The sequence below is a fragment of the Limnohabitans sp. JirII-29 genome, assembly GCF_003063395.1.
In the GTDB taxonomy this organism is placed as follows: Bacteria; Pseudomonadota; Gammaproteobacteria; order Burkholderiales; family Burkholderiaceae_C; genus Limnohabitans.
This window is the reverse complement of record NZ_NESB01000009.1, coordinates 49,563-72,344: the sequence shown is the minus strand read 5'-3', so window position 1 is coordinate 72,344 and position 22,782 is coordinate 49,563. Positions and strand designations below refer to the sequence as shown.

Genomic DNA, 22,782 nt, shown 5'->3' with positions numbered 1-22,782 from the left:
AGTTCAAAACAGCGGGGGCGCGCGGGCCGAGAAAAAACGCGCGTGCAACCCAAAGCGCTCACGCAGCCGCCAGCGCAGCCATGCCGTGGGCACAGCGAATGCCAACACGCAAGACCACGCAAGGCCTAGCGCGTCGTGACACAACTGGTCGTAGAGCTGGCAATCGACCGTGGTTTTGTGTTCACCAAACACCCAGCCCCAAGGTGCTGGTGTGGCCGCAGGGGGCACGGCAGCTTCGTCTTGGCTGCCCTCGGCCATGGCCTGCGCATGGCTTGTGCCCAGACTGGGAGCATGCACAAAGCGGTGTGCCAGGCCCAACGATTGCGCCAACAGCACGAGCAAGGCCAAGACCAACAGGCCTTGACGTACACCCGCCTGCAAGCGCCAACGTTCAAGCATCGCGCACCTTGTCGGTGAAGGTGTGCAAAAACTTCTGCACCTTGGGTGCCACCACAAAGGCGCAATAGCCTTGGTTGGGGTGGTTGGCAAAGTAGTCCTGGTGGTAGTCCTCGGCCTGCGAGTAATTGCTCAGCGGCAGCACCTCGGTCACCACACGCCCTGACAGGTGCTGGTTGACTTCCTCCACCACCTGCTGCGCCACCACACGGTCCGCCTCGTCATGAAAATAAATCCCGCTTCGGTATTGCGTGCCCACGTCGTTGCCTTGGCGATTCAAGGTGGTGGGGTCGTGGATGACAAAGAAAATTTCCAGCAACTCACGCAAGCTGATCTGGCTAGGGTCATAGCTGATTTGCACCACCTCGTTGTGACCCGTGTTGCCGGTACACACTTGCTCATAGCTCGGTTTCACCACGTGGCCATTGCAGTAGCCCGAGGTCACAGACAACACCCCTTTGACGCGCACAAACACTGCCTCGGTACACCAAAAGCAGCCGCCACCCAAGGTGATGGCATGGGTTGAAGGTGAAGACTGGGGTGATGCAGAAAGGGCGTTCATGGGCGTCATCATATGATGCCCAGCCATGGACACCCTGCTCGCCCTCAAACCCCTCTTGACCGCCTTGGTCTTGCCGACGGCCAGCGGCCTATTGCTGATGGCGCTGGTGCTGCTATGGGTTTGGCGACGCCACGCGCACAAACGCCCATCCTCTGTGCATCTGCCTGTGGCGGGCGGCTTGCTGGTGTGCGCAGGTCTGTGGTTGCTGAGCTGCCCGGCGGTGGCCTTGTGGCTGTCCTTGCACCTGCTGCCACAAGTCAAGCCCACCACGCCCGAGGCTTTGCTGCGTCACAAAGTACAAGCCATTGTGGTGTTGGGTGGCGGCGTAGAGCAACACGCGCCCGAGTACGAGGGCCCCAACCTGCCGCCGGACAGCATGGCCCGCTTGCTCTATGGCATGCACTTGGCACAAACCACCCACTTGCCGCTGGGCTATACCGGTGGTGTGGGTTGGGCAGGCGCGCCCGATCAGACACCCGAGGCACAGGTGGCCGCTCATGTGCTGGCCCGCCTGCACGGCCCGGCGCTGCGCTGGCAAGAAAGCCTGTCGCGTGACACGCGTGAAAACGCACAGCTCACCGCTGCGCTGCTGCGACAAGATGGCGTCCAACGCATTGCGTTGGTCACCCACGCCTGGCACATGCCACGCAGCGTGCGGCAATTTGAAGCCGCAGGGCTTGATGTCACACCTGCCCCCATGGGCTATGTGCACAGCGACTTGCAGCCCTTGCTGCAATGGTTGCCCAATGCGTTCGCGCTGCGCGACAGCAGCTGGATCTTGCGCGAATGGCTGGGCTTGCGGCTGACGTGATGCGCCCCTCGCTGGGTCATCGACTGGGTCATAGCCTGAGTAACAAACAGGTAAAGTAACAACCACTTTTAGCCGACTTGCGGTACATTAATAACCGACAAGTCATTAGCCGCATGTCCCCTTCTGTCCTCACCCTTACCCACACATCAGAGCCCGTTCAAAAGCGAGAACGGCGCAAGCAAGCACGCCCTGGCGAGCTGCTCGATGCAGCCTTGGCCTTGTTCGTTGAAAAAGGGTTTGCTGCCACTCGGGTGGAAGAAGTCGCGTCTCACGCCGGGGTGTCCAAAGGCACTTTGTTTTTGTACTTTCCCACCAAAGAAGATCTGTTCAAGGCGGTGATTCGCGAAAACATCGCCCACTTCTTTCCCACCTGGAACGAAGAATTCAAAACCTTCACCGGCACCAGTGCCGAGATGCTGCGCTATGCCATGCAAGCGTGGTGGCACAAGATTGGCAACACCCCGGCCAGTGGCATCGCCAAATTGGTGATGAGTGAAGCACTCAACTTCCCTGACATCGCAGCGTTCTACCAAGAAGAAGTCATTCGCCCAGGCAAGGCACTGATTCGCCAGATTTTGGAGCGCGGTGTCGCGAGCGGTGAATTTCGCCCCATCAACCCGGACCAAGCGGTCTACACCGTCATCGCCCCCATGATTTTTTTGATGATGTGGAAGCACTCGATGGGTGCTTGTGCCACCTGCGCCGACATCATCGATCCAGAAACCTTTATCCATTTGCAAGTCGACGTGTTGTTACACGGCATGACCTCACCAACATACACACCATGAACATCAAACCGCGCTGGATCGTGATGACTTTGCTTGTGCTGGCGCTGGCCGCAGGTGTATGGCGTGCACTCTCGGCACGCCATCAACAACAGGCGGCGGCGCAAGCCCAGGCACCGGCCATCACCCAAATTGAGTTGGCCCAAAGTGATGTGTGGGTGGCTGAGCCACGGCTGATCACCCGTAGCTTGGCCGTCTCAGGCACCGTCAAGGCCTTGAACTACGCCGTCATCAAAGCGCGCGTGGCCGGCGAACTCAAAGAATTCAGCGTACGCGAAGGCGATGTGGTCAAAGCCGGTCAAGTACTGGCGCGCATCGACCCCACCGAGTACCAACGCCGTTGGCTGCAAGCCAATGAACAAGCCCGCGCCGCCAAAGCGCAAATGGAAATTGCGCAGCGTCAGTGGGACACCAACCAAGCCTTGGTCGACCAGGGCTTCATTGCCAAAACAGCGCTCGACAACTCCCTGGCCTCGTACCAAGGCGCGATAGCCACCCACCAAGCCGCCACCGCAGGTGCCGACGTGGCACGCAAGGCGCTGGATGACGCCGTGTTGTACGCCCCATTTGCCGGTGTGGTGGTCTTGCGTGCAGCCCAAGCGGGTGAGCGGGTGAGCGTTGACGCCAAGGTGTTGGAACTGGTGGATTTGAGCCAACTCGAAGTCGAGGTGCCGCTCAGCCCCAGCGACTCGGTCGATGTGCACATCGGTCAAGTGGCCAAGCTGCAGGTTGAAGACCGTGACGACACCGTCACAGCCACCGTCAAACGCATCAGCCCCAGTGCACAAGTGGGCAGTCGCAGCGTCTTGGCCTACCTCTCCATTGACCAGCCCCAAGGCTTGCGCCACGGCTTGTTTGCCAAAGGCCTGTTGGGCCTGCAACAAAGCCAAGTGCTGGCCATCCCCTTGTCAGCGGTGCGTACCGACCGTGCGCGTCCCTACGTGCAAGTGCTGGAGACGGTGAACCAACAACTGCGCGTCGCACACCAAATGGTCAACTTGGGGCTACACGGCACAGACGCGCGCAGCGCCAGCACCGAAACCTGGGTCGGCGTGGAGGGTCTGCCCACCGGCAGCACCGTGCTCAAAGGTCATGTGGGCACACTGCGCGAGGGGTTGGCGGTGAAGTTCACCTCCCAAGCGGCGACGTCAGCCACAGCGGCCAGCAGCGCACGCTCAACACAGTAAGCACGGCATGTGGTTCACCCAAGTCAGTTTGAAAAATCCGGTCTTCGCGACCATGCTCATGCTCGCCTTTGTGGTGCTGGGCTTGTTCTCGTACCAGCGGCTGCAAATCGACCAATTCCCCAATGTCGACTTTCCGGTGGTGGTGATCACCACAGAATATCCCGGTGCCTCGCCCGAGATTGTGGAGAGTGAAGTCAGCAAGAAGATCGAGGAAGGTGTCAACTCGATCGCTGGCATCAGCACGCTGACCTCGCGCAGTTACGAAGGCATGTCCGTGGTGGTGGTGGAGTTTCAACTGCACATCGATGGCCGCAAAGGGGCTGACGATGTCCGCGAAAAAGTAGCCAGCATTCGCCCCACCCTGCGCACCGACGTGAAAGAGCCCAAGGTCTTACGCTTTGACCCGGCCAGCCGGGCCATCTGGTCGCTGGCCGTGTTGCCCGCCAAGACCGCATCCGGCAACAACGCCGAAGCCTCCACCTCGGCTGTGGAGCTGACCAACTGGGCCGACCAAGTGCTCAAGAAGCGCCTAGAGAATGTGCGCGGCGTGGGCGCAGTGAACTTGGTGGGTGGCACCAAGCGCGAGATCAACCTCTACCTCAACCCGCAGGCCATGGAGTCACTGGGCGTCAGCGCCGATCAGGTGGTGAACGCGGTGCGCACCGACAGCCAAGACCTGCCCGTGGGCTCGCTGCGGTCCTTGCAACAAGACCGCGTCATCCAAGTGCAGGGACGCATGCTGCGCCCTGAGGACTTTGGCCAAATCATCGTGGCGCGGCGTGGCACCACCCCCATTCGCTTGTCGCAGGTGGCGCGTGTCAAAGATGGGGCACAAGAGGTGGAAAGCTTGGCGCTGTACAACGGTCAACGCACCCTGCTCATGACGGTGCAAAAGGCCCAAGACGAAAACACCATTGATGTGATCGATGGCCTGAACAAAACCATCCAAGAGATGCAAAGCTTGCTCCCACCCGGCGTGAGTCTGCAACCGGTGCAAGACAGCGCACGCCCAATTCGCGTGGCGGTCAACAACGTGCGCGAAACCCTGCTGGAAGGCGCGCTGCTGACCGTGCTGATCGTGTTCTTGTTTTTGAACTCCTGGCGCTCCACCGTCATCACGGGCTTGACCTTGCCGATTGCCATCATTGGCACGTTCCTGTTCATGTACATGCTGGGCTTCACCGTCAACATGATCACCCTGATGGCCTTGTCGCTGTGTGTGGGCTTGCTGATTGACGACGCCATCGTGGTGCGCGAGAACATCGTGCGCCATGTGCAAATGGGCAAAACGCCCTACCAAGCCGCCATGGACGGCACCCAAGAAATTGGCTTGGCGGTGCTGGCCACCACCTTGTCCATCGTGGCGGTGTTTTTGCCAATTGGCTTCATGGGCGGCATTGTCGGCAAGTTCTTTCACCAGTTCGGTCTGACCATCGTGGCGGCGGTGCTGATCTCGATGTTCGTGAGCTTCACGCTCGACCCCATGCTGTCGTCCATCTGGCACGACCCCAGCATCCATGCCCACGGGCAACATGGCAGCGCCAACTTCTACGACCGAACCTTGGGTCGCGTGACCGCCTGGTTCGAACGCAGCACCGACCGCTTGGGTGGGTTCTACCAACGCATTTTGCGTTGGTCGCTGGGTCATCGGCGAGCCACGGTTGGCTTGGCCGTCTTGACGTTTGTGGTCAGCATCTTCATGGTGCCGCTGCTGGGTACCGAGTTTGTGCCCAAGGCCGACTACTCCGAAACCTATGTGAACTTTTACACGCCCGTGGGATCGTCGCTGGAGGCCACCGAGGCCAAAGCGCAGCAAGTCGAAGCCATCATTCGCGAGTTTCCTGAAGTGCGCTACACCTTGGCCACCCTCAACACCGGGGTGGCCAACGGAAAAATTTACGCCAGCTTGTATGTGCGTTTGGTAGACCGTCATTTGCGCCAGCGCAATGTGGACGACATGTCCGCTGTGCTGCGCCGTCGCTTGCAACAAGTGCCTGGCATCACCGTGACCCATGCAGGCTTGCTCGACACCATGGGCGGCAACAAGCAAATCGAGTTTTCTTTGCTGGGCACCGACCTGCACGAGCTCGAACGCCTGAGCCAACAGGTGATGGACGCCGTGCGCCCCATTCCAGGCTTGGTCGATTTGGACTCCAGTCTCAAACCCGACAAGCCCACCATCGAAGTCAATGTGCAACGCGAAGCGGCCAGTGACCTAGGGCTGACCCTGGGCAGCATAGGCAGCCAATTGCGCACTTTGGTGGCGGGGCAAACCGTGACCAACTGGCGCGCTGACGATGACCAAACCTACGACGTCAACGTGCGTCTGGCGCCTTCCGCCCGCGTCACACCGCAAGACTTGCAACGTCTGCCGTTCACCGTGGGCAGCGCCGCCGATGGCAGCCCCCGCGTGGCACGCTTGAACCAAGTGGCACAGGTGTACGAGGGCACAGGCCCCAACCAAATCAACCGCCGCGACCTCAAGCGCGAAGTTGCCATCAACGCCAACGCTTACAACCGCTCCTCAGGCGAAGTCTCCAACGACATCCGCCGGGCCATGCAGGGCATTGCATTGCCTGCGGGTTACAGCTTTCAGTTCAGTGGCTCCACCAAGAGCATGCAAGAGTCTTTTGACTACGCCATCTCGGCGCTGGTGCTGGCGGTGGTGTTCATCTACATGATCTTGGCCAGCCAATTCAAAAGCTTTTTGCAACCCATGGCGCTCATGACCGCCCTGCCGCTGACCTTGATCGGTGTGGTGCTGGCCTTGCTGATGTTTGGCTCCAGCCTGTCGATGTTCTCGGTCATTGGCATGGTCATGCTCATGGGCTTGGTGACCAAGAATGCGATTTTGCTGGTCGACTTTGCCATTCGGGCACGTGAAGACCAGGTGCTCCCGGACGGTTCTGTCCAACCAGGCCTCAGCCGCCATGACGCCTTGCTGCGCGCCGCCGAAGTACGCTTGCGCCCTATTTTGATGACCACCCTGGCCATGATCTTTGGCATGGTGCCTCTGGCCTTCGCACTGTCCGAAGGGGCCGAGCAGCGTGCTCCGATGGGGCAGGCGGTGATTGGTGGGGTCATCACCTCGTCCTTGTTGACTTTGGTGGTGGTGCCTGTGGTGTATTGCTACATGGACGACCTGGCTCAATGGTTGAAGCGCAGCTGGGCGTCAGTGGGCAGCAACCCTGACCGTTAAAATTGGGACATTGGCCCAGGCCGCTGTATCGATGTATTTGGAGTATTGAAATGAACCAAGAACAAGCCCGCTTCAACATGGTGGAGCAACAAATCCGCCCTTGGCAGGTGTTGGACACTGCGGCGCTGAAGGTGCTGTCACACCTTCAACGTGAACTGTTCGTGCCCCAGGCCTACCAAGCCCTGGCCTACACCGACACCGAAATTCCGCTAGGCCACGGACAAACCATGGTGCCACCACGTGTGGATGCCCGCTTGATGCATGACCTGCACCTCACTGGCAACGAAAAGGTCCTGGAAGTGGGCACCGGCAGCGGTTACCTCACCGCTTTGCTGGCAGGTCGTGCCCAACGCGTCATCAGCCTGGAAATCAACAGCGAACTGGCCGCTACCGCGCGTGCCAATTTGCAACGTGCTGGCGTGAGCAACGTGGAGGTGCGAGAGGCCGACGGTAGCCACGGCGCTGGTGCCGACGCGCCGTTTGACGCCATCGTCCTCGGCGGCTCGGTGGCGGAAGTGCCACAAGCTTTGTTGCAGCAACTCACCATCGGTGGCCGCTTGATCGCCATCGTCGGCACCGACCCCGTGATGTGCGCCACCCTGTTCACCCGCACGGCAGACACCAGCTGGCAAAGCAAAGCCCTGTGGGACACCACGGCCCCACGCTTGCAAGGTTTTGCCGAACCCACCCGCTTTCACTTTTAAGCCCTACGCATGATTGACCACATCCAACCCGCGCAACTCAGCGCATGGATCACGGCACAAGCCGCTCAAGGTCCTGCGGTGGTCTTAGACGTGCGCGAGCCCTGGGAAGTACAAACCGCCAGCGTGACAGCACAAGGTTTCGAGTTACTCACCATCCCGATGAGCACCGTGCCCTTGCGTCTGCAAGACTTGCCACGCGAGCGGCCCATCGCCTGCTTGTGCCACCACGGCGCGCGCAGCATGCAGGTAGCAGCATTTTTGGCGCAACAAGGTTTTGACACCGTGGCCAACATCACCGGCGGCATTCACGCCTGGTCGTCGCAAGTCGACGCCTCTGTGCCCACGTATTGATTTTTGAAAGAACCGCATGAAGCTCTCCCACGCTCTGTTTCGCGCCTTGCCTTTGGCAGCGGCCATGGCCTTTGCTTTTGCACCTGCTGCACAAGCCCAAAGTTTGGTCGAGTTGTACGACGCAGCCCGAGGCTATGACGCGAGCTACATGTCCGCCAAGTCGCAATACGAGGCCAACCTGGCCAAAGCCAACCAAACCTTGGGCGGGATCTTGCCCAACATTGCTCTGTCGGCCAGCGCATCGCGCACTTACTTTGACTTGCGCTATGACAGCGGAGCGGCCTCCGCGCCTCGCTACTACGGCACGGGCTCCGCAGCCATCACCTTGACCCAACCTTTGTACCGCCCTGCCGTGTGGGCCACCTACAAACAAGGCGGGCCTTTGCTGCAACAAGCCACCGCGCAATACGAAGCGGCCGAGCAAGACCTGCTGGTGCGTGTGTCGCAGGCCTACTTTGACGTGCTCACCAGCGAAGACAGCCTGGAACTGGTGCGCGCACAAAAGAAAGCGGTGGGCGAACAACTGGCCTCGGCCAAACGCAACTTTGAGGTGGGCACCACCACCATCACCGGTGTGCGCGATGCACAAGCCCGCTTCGACTTGGCCACCGCGCAAGAAATTGCCGCCGAAAACGATGCCCGCATCAAGCATTTGGCACTCGACCTGGTGGTGGGTCTGAACAATGCAACCCCACTCCGTTTGGCCGACAGCAAGCAATTGGTGAAAGCGCCCACCGAAGATGTGAACACCTGGGTCTCGCAATCTGAAGTTGCCAGCCCTGCGGTGCGCCAAGCACAGCTGGCGCTGGAAGTCGCCAAACTCGAAGTCGACAAAGCCGTGGCCGGGCACAAACCCACACTGGACGCACAAGTGTCTTACGGCGGCATTCGCAACCTCGGCGGCAACGCAACAGGGGCATTAGACACACACATCTACAACCCCTCTGCGGGCTTGGTGCTGAACTTGCCCATCTTCTCGGGGTTTGCCACCGACTACCGGGTGAAAGAAACCGTGTCACTTGAGAGCAAAGCCCGCGCCGACCTGGAAGCGGCCAAACGCAACACCGCGCAATCCACGCGCACCGCGTATTTCGGACTGGTGTCAGGCCTGAGCCAAGTGCAGGCCTATGAAGCCGCAGAGGCCTCCAGCCAAAGCTCGTTGGACGCCAACAAACTGGGGTACTCGGTGGGGGTGAACATCAACATCGACGTGTTGAACGCCCAAAGCCAGCTCTACCAGACCAAACGTGACCTGGCCAAAGCGCGCTACGACGTGTTGGTGGGCACCCTGAAGTTGCGCCAAGCCACCGGCACCTTGACGCCGCAAGACCTGCAACCCATCAACGCGTTGCTCAAGCCTTGAGGTAAGGCGCCAGCGCCTGCACCGTGCGCTGGGCAGCGCCCCGGTGCTGTTGAGAAAACGCCAGACACGCTGCCACGTGGGCGTTTTCGTCCGGTCCAAAGCGCACCATCTGCAAAGCTGTGACGATGGCGTGGGCCATGTCCTCGACCCGCAAGGCAGCACCCGCCTCTTCGGCCAATTCAGCCGCTTCAGCAAAGTTGAAGGTGTGTGGGCCCATCAGCACCGGGCAACCACAGGCCGTGGCCTCGATCAGGTTTTGCCCGCCCAAAGGCGCAAAGCTGCCGCCTAACAACGCCGCATCGGCCAAGCCGTAATACAGCGCCATCTCACCCAACGAGTCGCCCAGCCACACGGTGTTCACATCGTCCGCATCGGGTCCGTCGCGCCATTGGCTGCGGCGTGACACCTGCCAGCCGCGCTGTTGCAGCATGTGGGCCACGTCGTCAAAGCGTTGCGGGTGGCGTGGCACCACCAGCCAATGCACGGCATTCACATGGTCTCGCTGGTCCAGCGGGTCGTCTTTGAGCGCTTGCAAAGCATCAAGCCACAGCACTTCTTCGCCTTCGCGTGAACTGGCCAACACAATCACCGGGCGGGTCAAACGCTGCGCCCACACCAAGGCTTGGGCCAGTTGCTGCGCATCCGGCTGCGCATCGAACTTCAAATTGCCCAATACGCCCTGCACGGACGCACCCAAGGCGCGCAGACGCTGCGCGTCGGCCTCGGTCTGGGCCCACACCGCCGACAACCCTGCATAGGCCGGCCATGACAGCCAAGACAGGCGTTGGGCCTGACGCAGGCTTTTCTCGCTCATGCGCGCATTCACCAACACCAGCGGCACCTGTGCGCGTTGGCACAGGGCCACCCAGTTGGGCCACACCTCGGTCTCCAGCACCAACCCCAATTGCGGTTTGAAGTGGTTCAAAAAGCGCTGCACCACGGCGGGCGTGTCCCAAGGCTGCCAAACCTGCACGTCGCCAGGTTGCAGCACGCTGCTGCCCTGAGCGCGCCCGGTGGCGGTGCCGTGGGTCAATACGATGCGCACACCGGGGTAGGTGCTGCGCAAGGCCTGCAACAGCACCGCTGCGGCGCGGGTTTCGCCCAGCGACACCGCATGCACCCAAACATAGCCACGCTCACCGACGGCCACTGGGGCCTGGGTGTAATGGCCAAAACGCTCATCCATAGCTTGTAAATAGCCCGGCTCGACACGCCCACGGCGTTGCAACTTGGCGCGCAACAGCGGTTGCAGCGCCCACACCACCAGGGTGTAGAGCCAGCGTGTCATGCATTCGCCCCTTGGCCTAGCGCAGCCTCTTGGGCGTGGCTGGCAGCGGGTGCCGCTTGCGGCTCAGCAGATGCAGCGCCTGAGGTGGCCTGCACGCAACGCTGCCAGGCTTGCCACACGGCATCCACCGTGGGCGTGGGGCAATCGACCAAGGCGCATTGGCGCGCCAGCCCGACCGGGCCCGTACGCCAGGTGGTGTCGAAGTTGTAAATCTGCACGTGCGGCACATCCAAGGCCACGGCGATGTGGCTCAGGCCACTGTCCACCCCCACCACGCCCACGCACTGGGCCATCTCGGTGGTCAAGTCGTCCAGCGACAAGCGCGGCCACACCACGGCACCGGGCAGCATGTCGGCCAAGGCTTCGCTGCGGATGCGCTCTGCCTCGTTGCCATGGGGCAGCGCCACGTCCAGACCCGTTTGCTTCAAACGCTGGCCCAGCTCGTACCAATGCGCCAGCGGCCACTCTTTGTCGGCGCGTGAGGTGCCGTGCACCAGCACCACATAGGGTTTGGGTTGAAGGTTGGCCTGCCCCAAGCCATAGTTCAAGCGGTCGGGCACGGCGTAGCCCAAGGCTTGCGCGCACACCACACGAGCGCGCGCCACGGCGTGGATGTGCGGTGTCACGCGCAGCGCCACATCGGCCACCCAGCGCGTGGGGCGCTCGTAGCCAGAACCGTCGGTGCGGTTGGCCAAGGCATAGCGTTTGCCGCCGGGCGTGGTGCGGGCCAGCCAAGACACCAGGGCCGACTTGGTGAGTCCTTGCAAGTCGATCACGGCGTCGTAGGCGTCTTGCTGCAAATCGGTTTTGAACGCACGCCACTCGGCACGCGTGGTGGGCGACCACGGGTCTTTGCGCCAGCGGCGCAGCTCACACGCGATGACCCGATGCACGGCTTGGCAACGCGTCACCAACGGGGCAAAGCCACGCTCGACCACCCAGTCGATCTGTGCATTGGGAAAAGCCGCCTGCATGTCCATCACGGCGGGCAGGGTGTGCACCACATCGCCCAACGACGACAGCTTGACCACCAGCACCTTGAGCGGTCGGGGATCGGGGCTGACGTGCAGGATCAATGTGAGGCCTCTTGAAACGCCGCATCCGACTTGACCTGGCGCAGCAGCGCCAGCATGTCGTGCTCAATGCGCGCCAGCGCTTGCTGTGTTTGCCCTTCAAAACGCAGCACCAACACAGGGGTGGTGTTGGAGGCGCGAATCAGGCCAAAGCCATCGTCCCAGTCAATGCGCAAGCCGTCAATGACACACACCTGCGGCTGATGCTCAGGCGAAGGCACGCCCCCGGACACCACCAACTGCTGCAAGGCAGCGCTCACGCGGTGCGGCTCGCCCTCGGTGCAGCCAACGTTCAACTCTGGCGTCGAGTGGCTGGTGGGCAAGGCATTCAACACCGCACTGGCGTCGGCACTGCGACTGACGATTTCCAGCAGGCGACAGCCGGCATAGGTGCCGTCATCAAACCCATACCAACGCTCTTTGAAAAAGATGTGGCCACTCATCTCGCCACCGAGCGGCGAGTCAACTTCCTTCATCTTGGCCTTGATCAGCGAGTGTCCGGTTTTGAACATCAAGGCTTGGCCGCCTGCGCTGCGAATGGCGGGCGCCAGACGCTGCGAGCACTTGACGTCAAACACAATGGTGCCGCCCGGCACACGGGTGAGCACGTCTTGCGCGAACAAGGTCATCTGGCGGTCCGGGAAAATGATTTGGCCGTCTTTGGTGACGATGCCCAAGCGGTCACCATCGCCATCAAACGCCAGCCCCAACTCGGCATCGGTGGTTTGCAGCGCGTGGATCACGTCGTTGAGGTTGTCGAGCTTGCTGGGGTCCGGGTGGTGGTTGGGGAAGTTGCCATCGACCTCGCTGAACAACTCCATCACCTCGCAGCCCAGCGCCCGAAAGATGGCCGGCGCAGTGGCCCCGGCAATGCCGTTGCCGCAATCGACCACCACTTTCATTGGGCGGCTCATGCGAATGTCACCCACGATGCGCGCCTGGTAGTCGGCTGTCACATCCACCGAGCGTACCGAGCCACCGTTTTTCAACACCCAGGTTTCGGCTTGCATGATCTCGCGCAGGCCTTGAATTTCGTCGCCGTAAATGGCGCGTCCACCCAACACCATCTTGAAACCGTTGTAGTCCTTGGGGTTGTGGCTGCCTGTGACCTGAATGCCGCTGCGGCACAAGGTGCTGGCCGCGAAGTACAGCATGGGCGTGGTCACCGCGCCCACGTCGATCACCTCGATGCCCACTTCGACCAAGCCACGCACCAAAGCGTCGACCAAGGACGGGCCACTCAAACGGCCATCGCGACCCACCGCCACCACGGTTTCGCCACAGGTTTGCGCATGCGTGCCAAAGGCGCGGCCCAAAGCATGCGCCACCTCAACGTTGAGAGTGCTAGGCACCACACCACGGATGTCATAGGCTTTGAAGATAGAGGTATTAACTTGCATAAAGAGTGATTGTAAAGAGGGGGTATTGCTTCAAAACGCCCCGCAAAAGTGCGGATACGATGACGCCGAAAGGCCTTTCCATGACACGCACCTACTCAGACATCGTGTACAACATTTTGCCCACCCAATTGGGCGAAGTGCTGCTGGCTGCCAACAGCCAAGGCTTGGTCGGTATTTGGTTCCTCGACCAGGCGCATTTCCCAGACATCACCGACTGGCAACGGGTGCGCGAGCACCGTGTGTTGCGCGAAGCCCATGGCCAGTTGCAGGAGTACCTCGATGGCTTGCGGCAAACCTTTGAGTTGCCTTTGGCCTTTGCCACGGGCACACCGTTTCAGCAACGGGTGTGGCAAGCTTTGGTGGCCATTCCCTACGGAAAAACCACCAGTTACGGTCAAATTGCCAGCCGTGTGGGCTCCGCCAAGGCCGTGCGTGCCGTCGGCGCTGCCGTGGGGCGCAACCCGCTGAGCATGGTGGTTCCGTGCCACCGTGTGCTGGGCGCGGCTGGCGCGCTCACGGGTTATGCCGGTGGTCTGGAGCGCAAAAAAGCCTTGCTCTCTTTAGAAGCTGCTCACACGTGAGCGACGCGTCTGTGCCGTGGCGCCAGTGGGTGCCCGATTTCGTGCTGCTGGCCTTGTTGTGGGGCTCCTCGTTTTTGTTCATGCGCCTGGGCGCACATGACTTCGGGCCTGTGGCCACGGCCTGGGTGCGCGTGTTGTTGGCGGCACTGATGCTCACCCCAGTGTTGGTGTGGCGACGCGAGGTGGGTTTGCTGCTGTTGCACTGGCGCAAGACCTTTGTCGTCGGCGTGCTCAGCGCAGGCGTTCCTTTTGTCTTGTACGGTTACGCGTTGCTGCACATCAGCACCGGCATGTCATCGATTCTGAATGCCACCACCCCGTTGTTTGGCGCGCTGATTGCCTGGTATTGGCTGGGCGACCGTTTGAACGCTTCACGAGCCCTGGGGCTGGCCATTGGTTTCGCGGGTGTGGTGTTGCTGGCCAGCGAAGTGCCAGGAGGCATTGGCTTTCAAAGCGGCGGCTCGGGACTGGCCGTGCTGGCCTGCTTGGGGGCCACGTTTTTTTATGGCTTGGCCGGTAGTTTCACCAAACGCTATTTGCAAGGCATTCCTTCGATGGTGACCACCAGCGGCAGCTTGTGGGGTGCCAGCTTGTTTTTGACCTTGCCTGCGTTGCTGCTGTGGCCCGATCAAACGCCGCCATGGCGTGCCTGGGTCGCCTTGGGCGTCGCGGGCTTTTTATGCACAGCGCTGGCCTATGTGCTGTACTTTCGGCTCATGAGCCGCACCGGCCCCGCGCGGGCCATGACGGTGACTTACCTGATCCCGGTGTTTGCCAATCTGATTGGCATCGTGGTGCTAGATGAGGTGGTGACCCACTGGATGCTGCTGGGTGGCTTGGTGGTGGTGGCAGGCACCGCCTTGGCCTCGGGCTTGGTGGGTCTGCGCGCCCGTCTGTAATGCACATGACACGCAGACACACCACTTGAAGCGATGTGGTTTAGCATCCCGCGCAGTTTCAACCTTCTCTCAGGAGCACACCGTGCGCATCGCCACCTATCGCTATCTCAACCAACGCCACGTCGGCCAAGTCTCCGCTGACGGCCAACACGTCACGGCGTTTCAAGTCAGCGCAGAGGTGGCCGAGCACGGCGCCTTGCGTCTGATTGAAAGCCTGATGGCTGGCGGCTCACTGCCTGCCCTGGTAACCACGGCAGTGCCTGTGAAAGACGTGCACCTCGAAGCGCCGCTGCCACTGCCACGCCGCAACATTTGGTGCGTGGGCCGCAACTACCACGAGCACGCCAAAGAACTGTCTGCCTCTGTCTTCAAAGACAGCAACACCAACACCCAGGCCTGGCCCATCGTGTTCACCAAAGTGCCCGAGTGTGTGGTGGGCCCGACCGACCCGGTGCAGTTGCCCGGCAGTGCCGTGTCTGACCACATCGACTACGAAGCCGAACTCGCGGTGGTGATTGGCAAAGGTGGCAAAAACATCCGCGCCGCCGACGCCATGCAACATGTGTATGGCTACACCATCGTCAACGATGTGACGGCACGCGACGTGCAAATGCGTCACCAGCAGTGGGACATGGGCAAGTCGTTTGACACCTTCTGCCCCATGGGTCCATGGCTCGTCACCGCCGATGAACTGGACGGCACCCGCACCCGCGTGCGCTGCTTCGTCAACGGCGAGCTGCGTCAAGACGGCCCCACCGAACAACTGATTTTTGACATCCCCACGCTGATCGAAACCATCTCGCGCGGCATCACGCTCTACCCCGGCGACATCATCGCCACCGGCACCCCTGCTGGCGTAGGCATGGGGCTCAAGCCCCCACGCTACCTGCAAGCAGGCGACGTGGTGCGGGTCGAGATTGACGGCATTGGCCACATCGAAAACAAGTTCATCTGAGGTGCCCCCATGACATCACGCCGCACACACCTGATCAGCGCTTTGACGCTTTCACTCTTGAGCGTGTGCGGCACGCCATCCGTCCAAGCCCAAGAAGACTACCCCAGCCGCCCCATCACCATGGTGGTGCCGTTTCCTCCCGGCGGCGTGGCCGATGCGGTGGGACGCCCTGTGGCTGAAGCCATGGGCCGCTACCTCAAGCAGTCGGTGGTGGTGGAAAACAAAGGCGGTGCGGGCGGGGGCATTGGCATGGGCCAAGTGGCAAAGGCCAAGCCCGATGGCTACACGGTGCTGATGGCGCTGTCCTCACTGGTGGTGCTGCCCGAGGCCGACAAGGTGCTCAAACGCGCGCCGATGTTCCAGCTCGACCAGCTCAAGCCCATCGCGCGTTTCAGCGCCGACCCCACCGTGTTGGTGGTGCGTGCCGAGAGTCCCTGGAAGACCTATGCCGAATTCATGGCCTATGTGAAAGCCCATCCGGCCAAAGTGTCGTTTGGCTCGTCGGGCAACTACGGCACCATGCACGTGCCGATGGAGCAACTCAAGGTCGCCACCTCCAGCTACATGCTGCATGTGCCCTACACCGGCGCAGGTCCTGCCGTGATGGCCTTGCTGTCGGGCCAGATCGAAGCCCTGTCCACCGGACCGGCCAGCGTGGCGCAACAAATCAAGGCCGGCAAACTGCGTGCACTGGCCCACTGGGGTGAAGGCCGCTTGGCCAGCATGCCCGAGGTGCCAAGCCTCAAGGAGTTGGGCGTGCCCATCGCCTACGCCCAGTGGTCGGGGCTGTTCGTGCCTGCGCACACGCCCCCCGCTGTGGTCGAAAAACTGCGTCAAGCCGCCAAATTTGCAGCCGCTGACGCACGCGCCAACCAGGCCATGCAGGCCTCGGGCAGCAGCTTCATGTTTCAAGATGCGCCAGAGTTTGAACGCTACGTGCAGACCGACGCCAAAGACATGGCGGCCTTGGTGCAACGCATTGGCAAAGTGGACTGAGTGTTGGACCTCTCTGACTTCGACCTCGCCTGGCTGTTGCCCCCTGAGTTTGCCCATGCCAGCGTCTGGCTGTGGCTGGGCTTAGGCCTGGTGTTCATGCTGGGGGGCACGGTCAAGGGGGTGTTGGGTGTGGGCCTGCCTTTGGTGGTGGTGCCCTTGCTGTCGTTGATGTTGCCCACGCCCACGGCCATTGCGCTGGTGGCCGCTCCGGTGCTGGTGTCCAACCTGTGGCAAACCTATGACAGCCGGGCCTCGCGCCACAACCTGTACCGCTTTTGGCCCCTGATCGTGAGCTTGCTCTTGAGCACCTTGGTCACCGTGCCCCTGACCCTGCAGTTGCCCGCCACCGTACTCAACGTCATGATGGCCGTGGCTGTGATCACCGCCATCAGCCTGATGGCCTTCAACCCCAAGGTGCACATTGCCAAACGCTGGGAGCGCTGGGCTGGGGCCGCTGTGGGCACGCTGTCGGGGGCCATGGGCGGGGTGTCGTCGTTGACGGGGCCCATCATCATCACCTTCTTGATGGCCTTGCAACTCAAGCGCGAAGAGTTCATTGGCACGATCAGCGTGATTTACCTGTTTGGCGCTGCCCCGCTGTATGCCGCGCTGTGGTGGTACGGACGCCTGGAGTTGTCACACATCGTGGTGTCGGTGGTCGCCATGGCCCCGATGGCGCTGGGCTTGTCGCTGGGCAAGCGTGTGCGCACACGGGTGAGCGAGGTGTTGTTTAGACGCATCTTGCTGGTGTTCTTGCTGTGCATCGCCGTCGCACTTCTCAGCAAGTGAGACACGCACACCGCGCTTGACGCCCGCGCGACTGGAGCGCCCTGCGCACGCCACTAGAGTTGCTTCTACAAAAATGATTTGGAGGAGACACGTATGGTTCGCTATCTGTTGACCATCTGCTTAAGTTTGTGGGCGGCATTGCCCATCCACGCGCAAAACACCGCCTACCCGGCACGCCCCGTCAAATTCATCGTGCCCATCACACCGGGGGGCAGCAACGACGTGGTGGCACGCGTCATCGCGCAAAAGCTGACCGAGCAATGGGGCCAGGCTGTGACGGTGGACAACCGCCCCGGCGCGGGCATGAACTTGGGTGCTGATTTGGTGGCCAAGAGCCCGCCCGATGGCTACACCTGGCTGCTTGGGGCAAACAACATTTTTGTCACCAACCCGCATGTGGGCAAAACACCGTTCGATGTGTTCAAAGACTTCACCCCGATCAGCCAAGTGGCCCTGGTGCCGTTTGTGCTGGTGGTGCATCCCTCGGTGCCTGCCAAAAACGTGGCCGAGTTGGTGGCCTATGCCAAAGCCAACCCCGACAAGCTGAACTACGGTTCCTCGGGCAACGGCTCACCCCAGCAGTTGGCGTCTGAAATGCTCAACCATGCCGCGGGCATTCAAATGCAACACGTGCCCTACAAAGGCGCGGTGCCCGCCATCACCGACTTGTTGGGTGGACGCATCCAGGTGTTCATTGGGGCCATCAACTCGCTGCTGCCCCACATCAAAGAAGGCAAGCTGCGCTTGATTGCCGGTGCTGGTGGCAAGCGTTTTGCGGCCTTCCCCGACTTGCCCGCGATTGCCGAGACTGTGCCCGGCGTGGCCCTAGACGTGTGGCTGGGTGTGTTCATGCCCGCTGGGGTGCCCAAAGACGTGGTGGCACGCGTCAACGCCGACATTGCGCGCGTGCTGCAACTGCCCGACGTCAAAGCCAACCTGAGTGGCCAAGGCATCGAAACCGCCCCCAGCAGCCCCGAAGCGCTGGCCGCCACCATCAAAGACGACTACGCCCGCTGGGGCAAAGTGATACGAGAAGCCAACATCAAAGCAGACTGACCATGATCAAACGCGAAGAACCGACCCCCAACCTCGAGCCCGCCACCTACTGGGGCAGCGACTCGATCGCCGAATGCCTGCGCGCCATGGGCGTGCCCTACTTGGCCTTGAACCCCGGCGCCAGCTACCGGGGCCTGCACGACAGTCTGGTCAACCACCTGGGCAACAGCGCGCCGCAAATGCTGCTGTGCCTGCACGAAGAAGTGGCGATTGCCATTGCCCAAGGTTTTGCCAAAGCCTCAGGCCGCATGATGGGCGCGGTGGTGCACTCCAACGTGGGGCTGATGCATGCCACCATGGCCGTGTTCAACGCCTGGTGCGACCGGATGCCCGTGCTCATGCTCGGCGCCACCGGGCCTTGGGACGCAGCCAGGCGTCGGCCCTGGATCGACTGGATCCACACCGTCAGCGACCAAGGCGCGCTGGTGCGCGACTACACCAAGTGGGACAACCAACCCGGCTCGGTGCCTGCCGCCATTGAGGCCTTGCTGCGCGGCGGCCAAATTGCGCAAACCGCACCGCGTGGCCCGGTCTACATCAACCTCGATGCGGCCTTGCAAGAAAGCAAAACCGACGGCCTGGTGCCCACTCCCGACACAGCGCGCTACGCCGCGCCCGTGGCCCCACCGCCCGCCCCCACCGATGTGCAGCGCGCCGCGCAGCTGTTGTCCAACGCCAAGAAGCCCGTCATCTTGATGGGACGCATGTCGCGTGACGTGGCCGACTGGCAGCCCCGCGTGGCCTTGGCCGAAGCACTGCAAGCGCCGGTCATCACCGACCTCAAAAACGCGGCCTCTTTCCCCACCGACCATCCACAGCACGTGGGCTCACCCGCTTACTTCATGAGCCCTGAGGCCTGCGCCGCTGTGCGCGAAGCCGATGTGGTGTTGATGCTCGACTGGGTGGACCCAGGCGGTGCCTTCAAGCAAGCCCTGCAAGGTGCCACCTGCACGGCACAAGTCATCCATGTGTCGCTGGACATGCACATCCACAGGGGCTGGAGCATGGACGGTGGCAGCTTGCCCCCGGCCGATGTGTACATGCTGTGCGAGCCTGATGCGGCCATCGCGGCTTTGAACGCCGCCGTCACGGCACGCCCCCCTGTGGGCGATTGGCCCGCCAAAGCCGCGCTGCCTGCCCTACCGTCAGACGATGTGGTGAGCCTGCGTGCCGTGGCCGATGTCTTGCACGACTGCGCCCATGACCTGCAGCTGTGCATCGCCCGCTTGCCCCTGGGCTGGAACGGTGCCTACCGCCACTTCCGCCATCCGATGGATTACCTCGGGGCCGACGGCGGCGGCGGCATTGGCGCTGGCCCCGGCAACGCCGTGGGCGTGGCCTTGGCCTTGCGCGACGCGAACTCAGACCGCATCCCGGTGGCCCTGATTGGCGACGGCGACTTTTTGATGGGCAACACCGCGGTGTGGACCGCGGTGCGCTACGGCATTCCGCTGCTGCTGATCGTGTGCAACAACCACTCGTTCTTCAACGACGAGCTGCACCAAGAGCGTGTGGCCAAAGAGCGCCACCGCCCGACCGACAACAAATGGATTGGCCAGCGCATGAGCGACCCCGAAATTGACATCGCACAGATGGCCCGCGCCATGGGTGCCGAAGGCATTGGCCCGGTGCGCCGCGCCCAAGACCTGCATGCGGCCATTGCGCAAGGCTTGCAGGCTGTGCAAGCGGGCAAGGTGTGCGTGATTGATGCCTGCGTGGCCCCCGGCTACGACGCCAACATGAGTGGTAACGCCGCCACCACCAGCTCTGCGGTTCACAAGCGCTGAACCTCTTGCCCCAGTCACCTTGAGTCACACCTCCCACACCGCCCAAGTTTGAACCCACCATGTCTGACACCTCCAACTACCGCCAACTCCTGCCCACCCACCGTGACCTGTACTACGGCGGTGCCTGGCACACCCCCTTGGGCGGCTACCTCGACACCCACAACCCCGCCACTGGCGAGTCGCTCGGCCCATGCGCCGAAGCCAACGCTGAGGACGTAGATGCTGCAGTACGTGCTGCGCATGCGGGCTTTGCGGTGTGGCGCAAGTTCAAGCCACTCGAGCGCGCCGCCTTGTTGAAAAAAGTGGCGGCGGTGCTGCGCGAGCACGCGTTTGAGCTGGCCATGATCGACGCGGCCAACTGCGGCAACCCGATCAGCGAAATGCAGCGCGACGCCCTGATTGCCGCTGCGCAAATTGACTTTTATGCCGGCCTGGCCACCGAGATCAAAGGCGAGACCCTGCCCATGGGCGACGGGGTGCTGAACTACTCGGTGCGCGAGCCCTATGGCGTGTGCGCCCGCATCGTGGCCTACAACCACCCCATCATGTTCACCGCCGCCAAGATGGCACCGCCCTTGATTGCGGGCAACACGGTGATCATGAAGCCGCCCTACCAGGCACCGCTGTCGGCCTACCGCATGATGGAGCTGATCGACGGCATCTTGCCGCCCGGTGTGCTCAACATCATCAGCTCTGGCGCCCCGGGCGGTCAGGCCTTGGTGAACCACCCGCTGGTGCCACGCTTGTCGCTCATTGGCAGCGTGCCTACCGGACGCGCCATTGCCAAAGCAGCCGCCGACCAACTCAAACACGTCACGCTGGAGTTGGGGGGCAAGAACGCTTGCATCATCTATCCCGACGCCGACATGGACAAAGCCATTGCTGGTGCCGTGGGCGGCATGAACTTCACCTGGTGCGGCCAGAGCTGCGGCTCCACCTCGCGCTTGTTTGTGCACGCCTCGGTGTATGACCAAGTGGTGGCGGGCTTGCTCAAAGCCATCACCCACTACAAGCCGGGCATTCCCACCGACATGGCGACCACCATGGGCTCGATCATCTCCAAAGCCCAGTGGGAAAAAATCATGGGCTACATCGAGATTGCCAAAGCCGGTGGCGCGCACCTGGCCTATGGCGGCAAGGTGCCCACAGATGCGGCGCTGGCCAACGGTTGGTTTGTCGAACCCACGGTGTTCACCGGCGTCACGCAAGACATGCGTATTGCCAACGAAGAAGTGTTTGGCCCCATTCTGTCGGTGCTCAAGTGGGACGACGAAGACACGCTGTTCGACCAAGTCAATGCGGTGGAATATGGCTTGACCGCCTCCATCTGGAGCAGCAACCTCTCCAACGCCCACCGCGCAGCCGGTCGCGTGCAAGCGGGCTATGTGTGGGTCAACCACACCAGCAGCCACTTCATTGGCGCCTCATTTGGTGGCTACAAACAGTCGGGCATTGGCCGCGAAGAAGGCTTTGATGAACTGCTGACCTACACCCAGCACAAGAACGTGCATGTGGTGTTGTGAACGTTTTCAAGACGTGATCCAGAGTAGCCACATCTCCTGAAGTTCATCCACGGTTGCATCCAACTTTGAAAGGCGAAAGTCATGATCCATCGACGACACCTCCTCTCCTTATCTGCCGTCTTGGCATTGCCAACACTGGCCACACCAGGAGCTGCTCTGGCGCAGCAAGACAAGATCAGCCGCCTCATCGTGGGTTTTCCACCGGGCGGTGGCACCGATGTGGCAGCGCGGGCCTTGGCAGAAAAATTACGTAGCAGTTATCCGGCGGGCATCCTCGTTGAGAACAAACCTGGGGCAGCTGCCCGGCTGTCTGTCGAATACGTCAAGAACGCACCTGCAGATGGGACAACGATGTTGTTCACGCCTGACTTTGCGATGACGATTTACCCACACAGTTTTCGCAAACTCACTTACGACCCGATCAAGGATTTCACCCCCGTGGCCGCTTGCGCTAAAACTGCGCTGGCTTTCATTGTGGGTCCATCCGTGCCCGAGAGCGTCAAAACACTGGCCGACTTTGTGACGTGGTGCAAGGCCAATCCGAAACAAGCGGCTTACGCGTCGACGTCCGCAGGCGCAACCCCACATTTCGCAGGTGTGATGTTTTCCAAAGCTGCTGGCCTCCAAATTTTGCATGTCCCCTACAAAGGCGGAGCACCCGCCTTGCAAGACCTGATGGGGGGACAGATTGCGTCCAGCTTCAACCCAATTGGAGAAGTGTTGCCGCAACTCAAGTCCGGCAAAGTCCGCGTGCTCGCCACCACAGGCGCACAACGCAGCAAGTTCATGCCAGACATACCCACCATGGTCGAGTCAGGCTTCAAAGACGTCGTGGCCGAAATCTGGATCGGCATTTTGATGCCAGCCAACACACCCCCGTCTGTGGTTGCGAAAGCAGCTGCAGCGATCCATGAAGCACTGAAATCTCAAGAACTGAACGACACATTTTCAAAATTCGGGATGGACCCATTTCTCAGTACACCTGAAAGCTTCGCGGCACTCATCAAGAATGACATGGCCATGTGGGGTCCCATCATCAAAGCCTCCGGTTTTACTGCCGAAGAATGAAACGTTGAA

At 61.4% G+C, this 22,782-nt stretch carries 21 protein-coding genes; 16 read left to right on the top strand and 5 right to left on the bottom strand.

What is annotated here, in order from left to right; translation table 11 throughout:
- Positions 1 to 3: 3 nt before the first annotated feature.
- Together B9Z39_RS13980 and msrA are read right to left on the bottom strand one after the other, a co-directional pair.
- Positions 4 to 399 carry a hypothetical protein gene (locus B9Z39_RS13980; protein ID WP_108302117.1) on the bottom strand — a complete coding sequence of 132 codons (396 nt, stop codon included), beginning with the start codon at positions 397 to 399 and terminating at the stop codon, positions 4 to 6.
- Positions 392 to 958 carry a peptide-methionine (S)-S-oxide reductase MsrA gene (gene msrA / locus B9Z39_RS13975; RefSeq protein WP_108302149.1) on the bottom strand — a complete coding sequence of 189 codons (567 nt, stop codon included), beginning with the start codon at positions 956 to 958 and terminating at the stop codon, positions 392 to 394. Before msrA ends, B9Z39_RS13980 begins: the two co-directional genes overlap by 8 nt.
- Positions 959 to 983: 25 nt before the next feature.
- Between msrA and B9Z39_RS13970 the strand changes: the two genes are divergently transcribed.
- The 7 genes from B9Z39_RS13970 (at position 984) to B9Z39_RS13940 (ending at position 9,358) form a co-directional block, all read left to right on the top strand.
- Complete coding sequence (locus B9Z39_RS13970; protein WP_108302116.1) at positions 984 to 1,769, top strand: YdcF family protein; 786 nt, start codon at positions 984 to 986, stop codon at positions 1,767 to 1,769.
- Between the two features lie 113 nt (positions 1,770 to 1,882).
- Positions 1,883 to 2,557 (top strand): TetR/AcrR family transcriptional regulator, encoded by a 675-nt coding sequence (locus tag B9Z39_RS13965; RefSeq protein ID WP_108302115.1) that lies wholly within the window; start codon positions 1,883 to 1,885, stop codon positions 2,555 to 2,557.
- Positions 2,554 to 3,741 (top strand): efflux RND transporter periplasmic adaptor subunit, encoded by a 1,188-nt coding sequence (locus B9Z39_RS13960; protein ID WP_108302114.1) that lies wholly within the window; start codon positions 2,554 to 2,556, stop codon positions 3,739 to 3,741. Before B9Z39_RS13965 ends, B9Z39_RS13960 begins: the two co-directional genes overlap by 4 nt.
- 7 nt (positions 3,742 to 3,748) lie before the next feature.
- A complete protein-coding gene (locus tag B9Z39_RS13955) occupies positions 3,749 to 6,940 on the top strand; it encodes an efflux RND transporter permease subunit (protein ID WP_108302113.1) in 3,192 nt (1,063 codons plus the stop codon).
- Between the two features lie 50 nt (positions 6,941 to 6,990).
- Positions 6,991 to 7,644 (top strand): protein-L-isoaspartate O-methyltransferase, encoded by a 654-nt coding sequence (locus B9Z39_RS13950; protein WP_100147713.1) that lies wholly within the window; start codon positions 6,991 to 6,993, stop codon positions 7,642 to 7,644.
- A 9-nt stretch (positions 7,645 to 7,653) separates the two neighbouring features.
- The gene (locus tag B9Z39_RS13945; protein ID WP_108302112.1) at positions 7,654 to 7,995 is read left to right on the top strand and encodes a rhodanese-like domain-containing protein; all 342 of its coding nucleotides are present in this window, start codon (positions 7,654 to 7,656) and stop codon (positions 7,993 to 7,995) included.
- 16 nt (positions 7,996 to 8,011) lie between these two features.
- Positions 8,012 to 9,358: a TolC family outer membrane protein gene (locus tag B9Z39_RS13940; RefSeq protein ID WP_108302111.1), complete on the top strand. Its 1,347-nt coding sequence runs from the start codon at positions 8,012 to 8,014 to the stop codon at positions 9,356 to 9,358.
- On the opposite strand, the gene B9Z39_RS13935 is transcribed toward B9Z39_RS13940, so the two are convergent.
- From B9Z39_RS13935 to B9Z39_RS13925, 3 genes are read right to left on the bottom strand one after another with little or no spacing between them, the layout of a single operon-like run.
- Complete coding sequence (locus B9Z39_RS13935; RefSeq protein ID WP_108302110.1) at positions 9,348 to 10,646, bottom strand: 3-deoxy-D-manno-octulosonic acid transferase; 1,299 nt, start codon at positions 10,644 to 10,646, stop codon at positions 9,348 to 9,350. The genes B9Z39_RS13940 and B9Z39_RS13935 overlap by 11 nt on opposite strands.
- Positions 10,643 to 11,722, bottom strand: coding sequence for a lipopolysaccharide heptosyltransferase I (waaC, locus tag B9Z39_RS13930; RefSeq protein WP_233249013.1), 1,080 nt, complete (start codon positions 11,720 to 11,722; stop codon positions 10,643 to 10,645). The genes B9Z39_RS13935 and waaC overlap by 4 nt, the downstream gene beginning before the upstream one ends.
- Positions 11,719 to 13,119 carry a phosphomannomutase/phosphoglucomutase gene (locus tag B9Z39_RS13925; RefSeq protein WP_108302109.1) on the bottom strand — a complete coding sequence of 467 codons (1,401 nt, stop codon included), beginning with the start codon at positions 13,117 to 13,119 and terminating at the stop codon, positions 11,719 to 11,721. Before B9Z39_RS13925 ends, waaC begins: the two co-directional genes overlap by 4 nt.
- Positions 13,120 to 13,199: 80 nt before the next feature.
- Between B9Z39_RS13925 and B9Z39_RS13920 the strand changes: the two genes are divergently transcribed.
- From B9Z39_RS13920 to B9Z39_RS13880, 9 genes are all read left to right on the top strand, one after another.
- Positions 13,200 to 13,700 (top strand): methylated-DNA--[protein]-cysteine S-methyltransferase, encoded by a 501-nt coding sequence (locus B9Z39_RS13920; protein WP_108302108.1) that lies wholly within the window; start codon positions 13,200 to 13,202, stop codon positions 13,698 to 13,700.
- Positions 13,697 to 14,599, top strand: a complete 903-nt coding sequence (locus tag B9Z39_RS13915; RefSeq protein WP_233249012.1) for a DMT family transporter — start codon at positions 13,697 to 13,699, stop codon at positions 14,597 to 14,599. Before B9Z39_RS13920 ends, B9Z39_RS13915 begins: the two co-directional genes overlap by 4 nt.
- 82 nt (positions 14,600 to 14,681) lie before the next feature.
- On the top strand, positions 14,682 to 15,554 hold the full coding sequence (locus B9Z39_RS13910; RefSeq protein WP_108302107.1) for a fumarylacetoacetate hydrolase family protein: 873 nt from the start codon (positions 14,682 to 14,684) through the stop codon (positions 15,552 to 15,554).
- Between the two features lie 9 nt (positions 15,555 to 15,563).
- Positions 15,564 to 16,550 (top strand): tripartite tricarboxylate transporter substrate binding protein, encoded by a 987-nt coding sequence (locus B9Z39_RS13905; RefSeq protein ID WP_108302106.1) that lies wholly within the window; start codon positions 15,564 to 15,566, stop codon positions 16,548 to 16,550.
- On the top strand, positions 16,551 to 17,339 hold the full coding sequence (locus tag B9Z39_RS13900; RefSeq protein WP_108302105.1) for a sulfite exporter TauE/SafE family protein: 789 nt from the start codon (positions 16,551 to 16,553) through the stop codon (positions 17,337 to 17,339).
- A 93-nt stretch (positions 17,340 to 17,432) separates the two neighbouring features.
- On the top strand, positions 17,433 to 18,395 hold the full coding sequence (locus B9Z39_RS13895) for a tripartite tricarboxylate transporter substrate binding protein (protein ID WP_108302104.1): 963 nt from the start codon (positions 17,433 to 17,435) through the stop codon (positions 18,393 to 18,395).
- Positions 18,396 to 18,397: 2 nt separating this feature from the next.
- Positions 18,398 to 20,182 (top strand): thiamine pyrophosphate-binding protein, encoded by a 1,785-nt coding sequence (locus B9Z39_RS13890; protein WP_108302103.1) that lies wholly within the window; start codon positions 18,398 to 18,400, stop codon positions 20,180 to 20,182.
- Positions 20,183 to 20,241: 59 nt separating this feature from the next.
- On the top strand, positions 20,242 to 21,705 hold the full coding sequence (locus B9Z39_RS13885) for an aldehyde dehydrogenase family protein (RefSeq protein WP_108302102.1): 1,464 nt from the start codon (positions 20,242 to 20,244) through the stop codon (positions 21,703 to 21,705).
- Between the two features lie 81 nt (positions 21,706 to 21,786).
- On the top strand, positions 21,787 to 22,773 hold the full coding sequence (locus B9Z39_RS13880; protein ID WP_100147725.1) for a tripartite tricarboxylate transporter substrate binding protein: 987 nt from the start codon (positions 21,787 to 21,789) through the stop codon (positions 22,771 to 22,773).
- The last annotated feature ends 9 nt before the right edge of the window (positions 22,774 to 22,782 follow it).

Excerpts from the sequence above, each read along its gene's own strand:
- B9Z39_RS13955 (WP_108302113.1), top strand. The coding sequence starts at position 3,749 with ATGTGGTTCACCCAAGTCAGTTTGAAAAATCCGGTCTTCGCGACCATG.
- B9Z39_RS13935 (WP_108302110.1), bottom strand. The coding sequence starts at position 10,646 with ATGACACGCTGGCTCTACACCCTGGTGGTGTGGGCGCTGCAACCGCTG.
- B9Z39_RS13885 (WP_108302102.1), top strand. The coding sequence starts at position 20,242 with ATGTCTGACACCTCCAACTACCGCCAACTCCTGCCCACCCACCGTGAC.
- msrA (WP_108302149.1), bottom strand. The coding sequence starts at position 958 with ATGAACGCCCTTTCTGCATCACCCCAGTCTTCACCTTCAACCCATGCC.
- B9Z39_RS13965 (WP_108302115.1), top strand. The coding sequence starts at position 1,883 with ATGTCCCCTTCTGTCCTCACCCTTACCCACACATCAGAGCCCGTTCAA.
- B9Z39_RS13960 (WP_108302114.1), top strand. The coding sequence starts at position 2,554 with ATGAACATCAAACCGCGCTGGATCGTGATGACTTTGCTTGTGCTGGCG.
- B9Z39_RS13970 (WP_108302116.1), top strand. The coding sequence starts at position 984 with ATGGACACCCTGCTCGCCCTCAAACCCCTCTTGACCGCCTTGGTCTTG.
- B9Z39_RS13880 (WP_100147725.1), top strand. The coding sequence starts at position 21,787 with ATGATCCATCGACGACACCTCCTCTCCTTATCTGCCGTCTTGGCATTG.
- B9Z39_RS13895 (WP_108302104.1), top strand. The coding sequence starts at position 17,433 with ATGGTTCGCTATCTGTTGACCATCTGCTTAAGTTTGTGGGCGGCATTG.
- B9Z39_RS13920 (WP_108302108.1), top strand. The coding sequence starts at position 13,200 with ATGACACGCACCTACTCAGACATCGTGTACAACATTTTGCCCACCCAA.
- B9Z39_RS13950 (WP_100147713.1), top strand. The coding sequence starts at position 6,991 with ATGAACCAAGAACAAGCCCGCTTCAACATGGTGGAGCAACAAATCCGC.
- B9Z39_RS13925 (WP_108302109.1), bottom strand. The coding sequence starts at position 13,119 with ATGCAAGTTAATACCTCTATCTTCAAAGCCTATGACATCCGTGGTGTG.
- B9Z39_RS13940 (WP_108302111.1), top strand. The coding sequence starts at position 8,012 with ATGAAGCTCTCCCACGCTCTGTTTCGCGCCTTGCCTTTGGCAGCGGCC.
- B9Z39_RS13890 (WP_108302103.1), top strand. The coding sequence starts at position 18,398 with ATGATCAAACGCGAAGAACCGACCCCCAACCTCGAGCCCGCCACCTAC.
- B9Z39_RS13945 (WP_108302112.1), top strand. The coding sequence starts at position 7,654 with ATGATTGACCACATCCAACCCGCGCAACTCAGCGCATGGATCACGGCA.
- B9Z39_RS13905 (WP_108302106.1), top strand. The coding sequence starts at position 15,564 with ATGACATCACGCCGCACACACCTGATCAGCGCTTTGACGCTTTCACTC.
- B9Z39_RS13980 (WP_108302117.1), bottom strand. The coding sequence starts at position 399 with ATGCTTGAACGTTGGCGCTTGCAGGCGGGTGTACGTCAAGGCCTGTTG.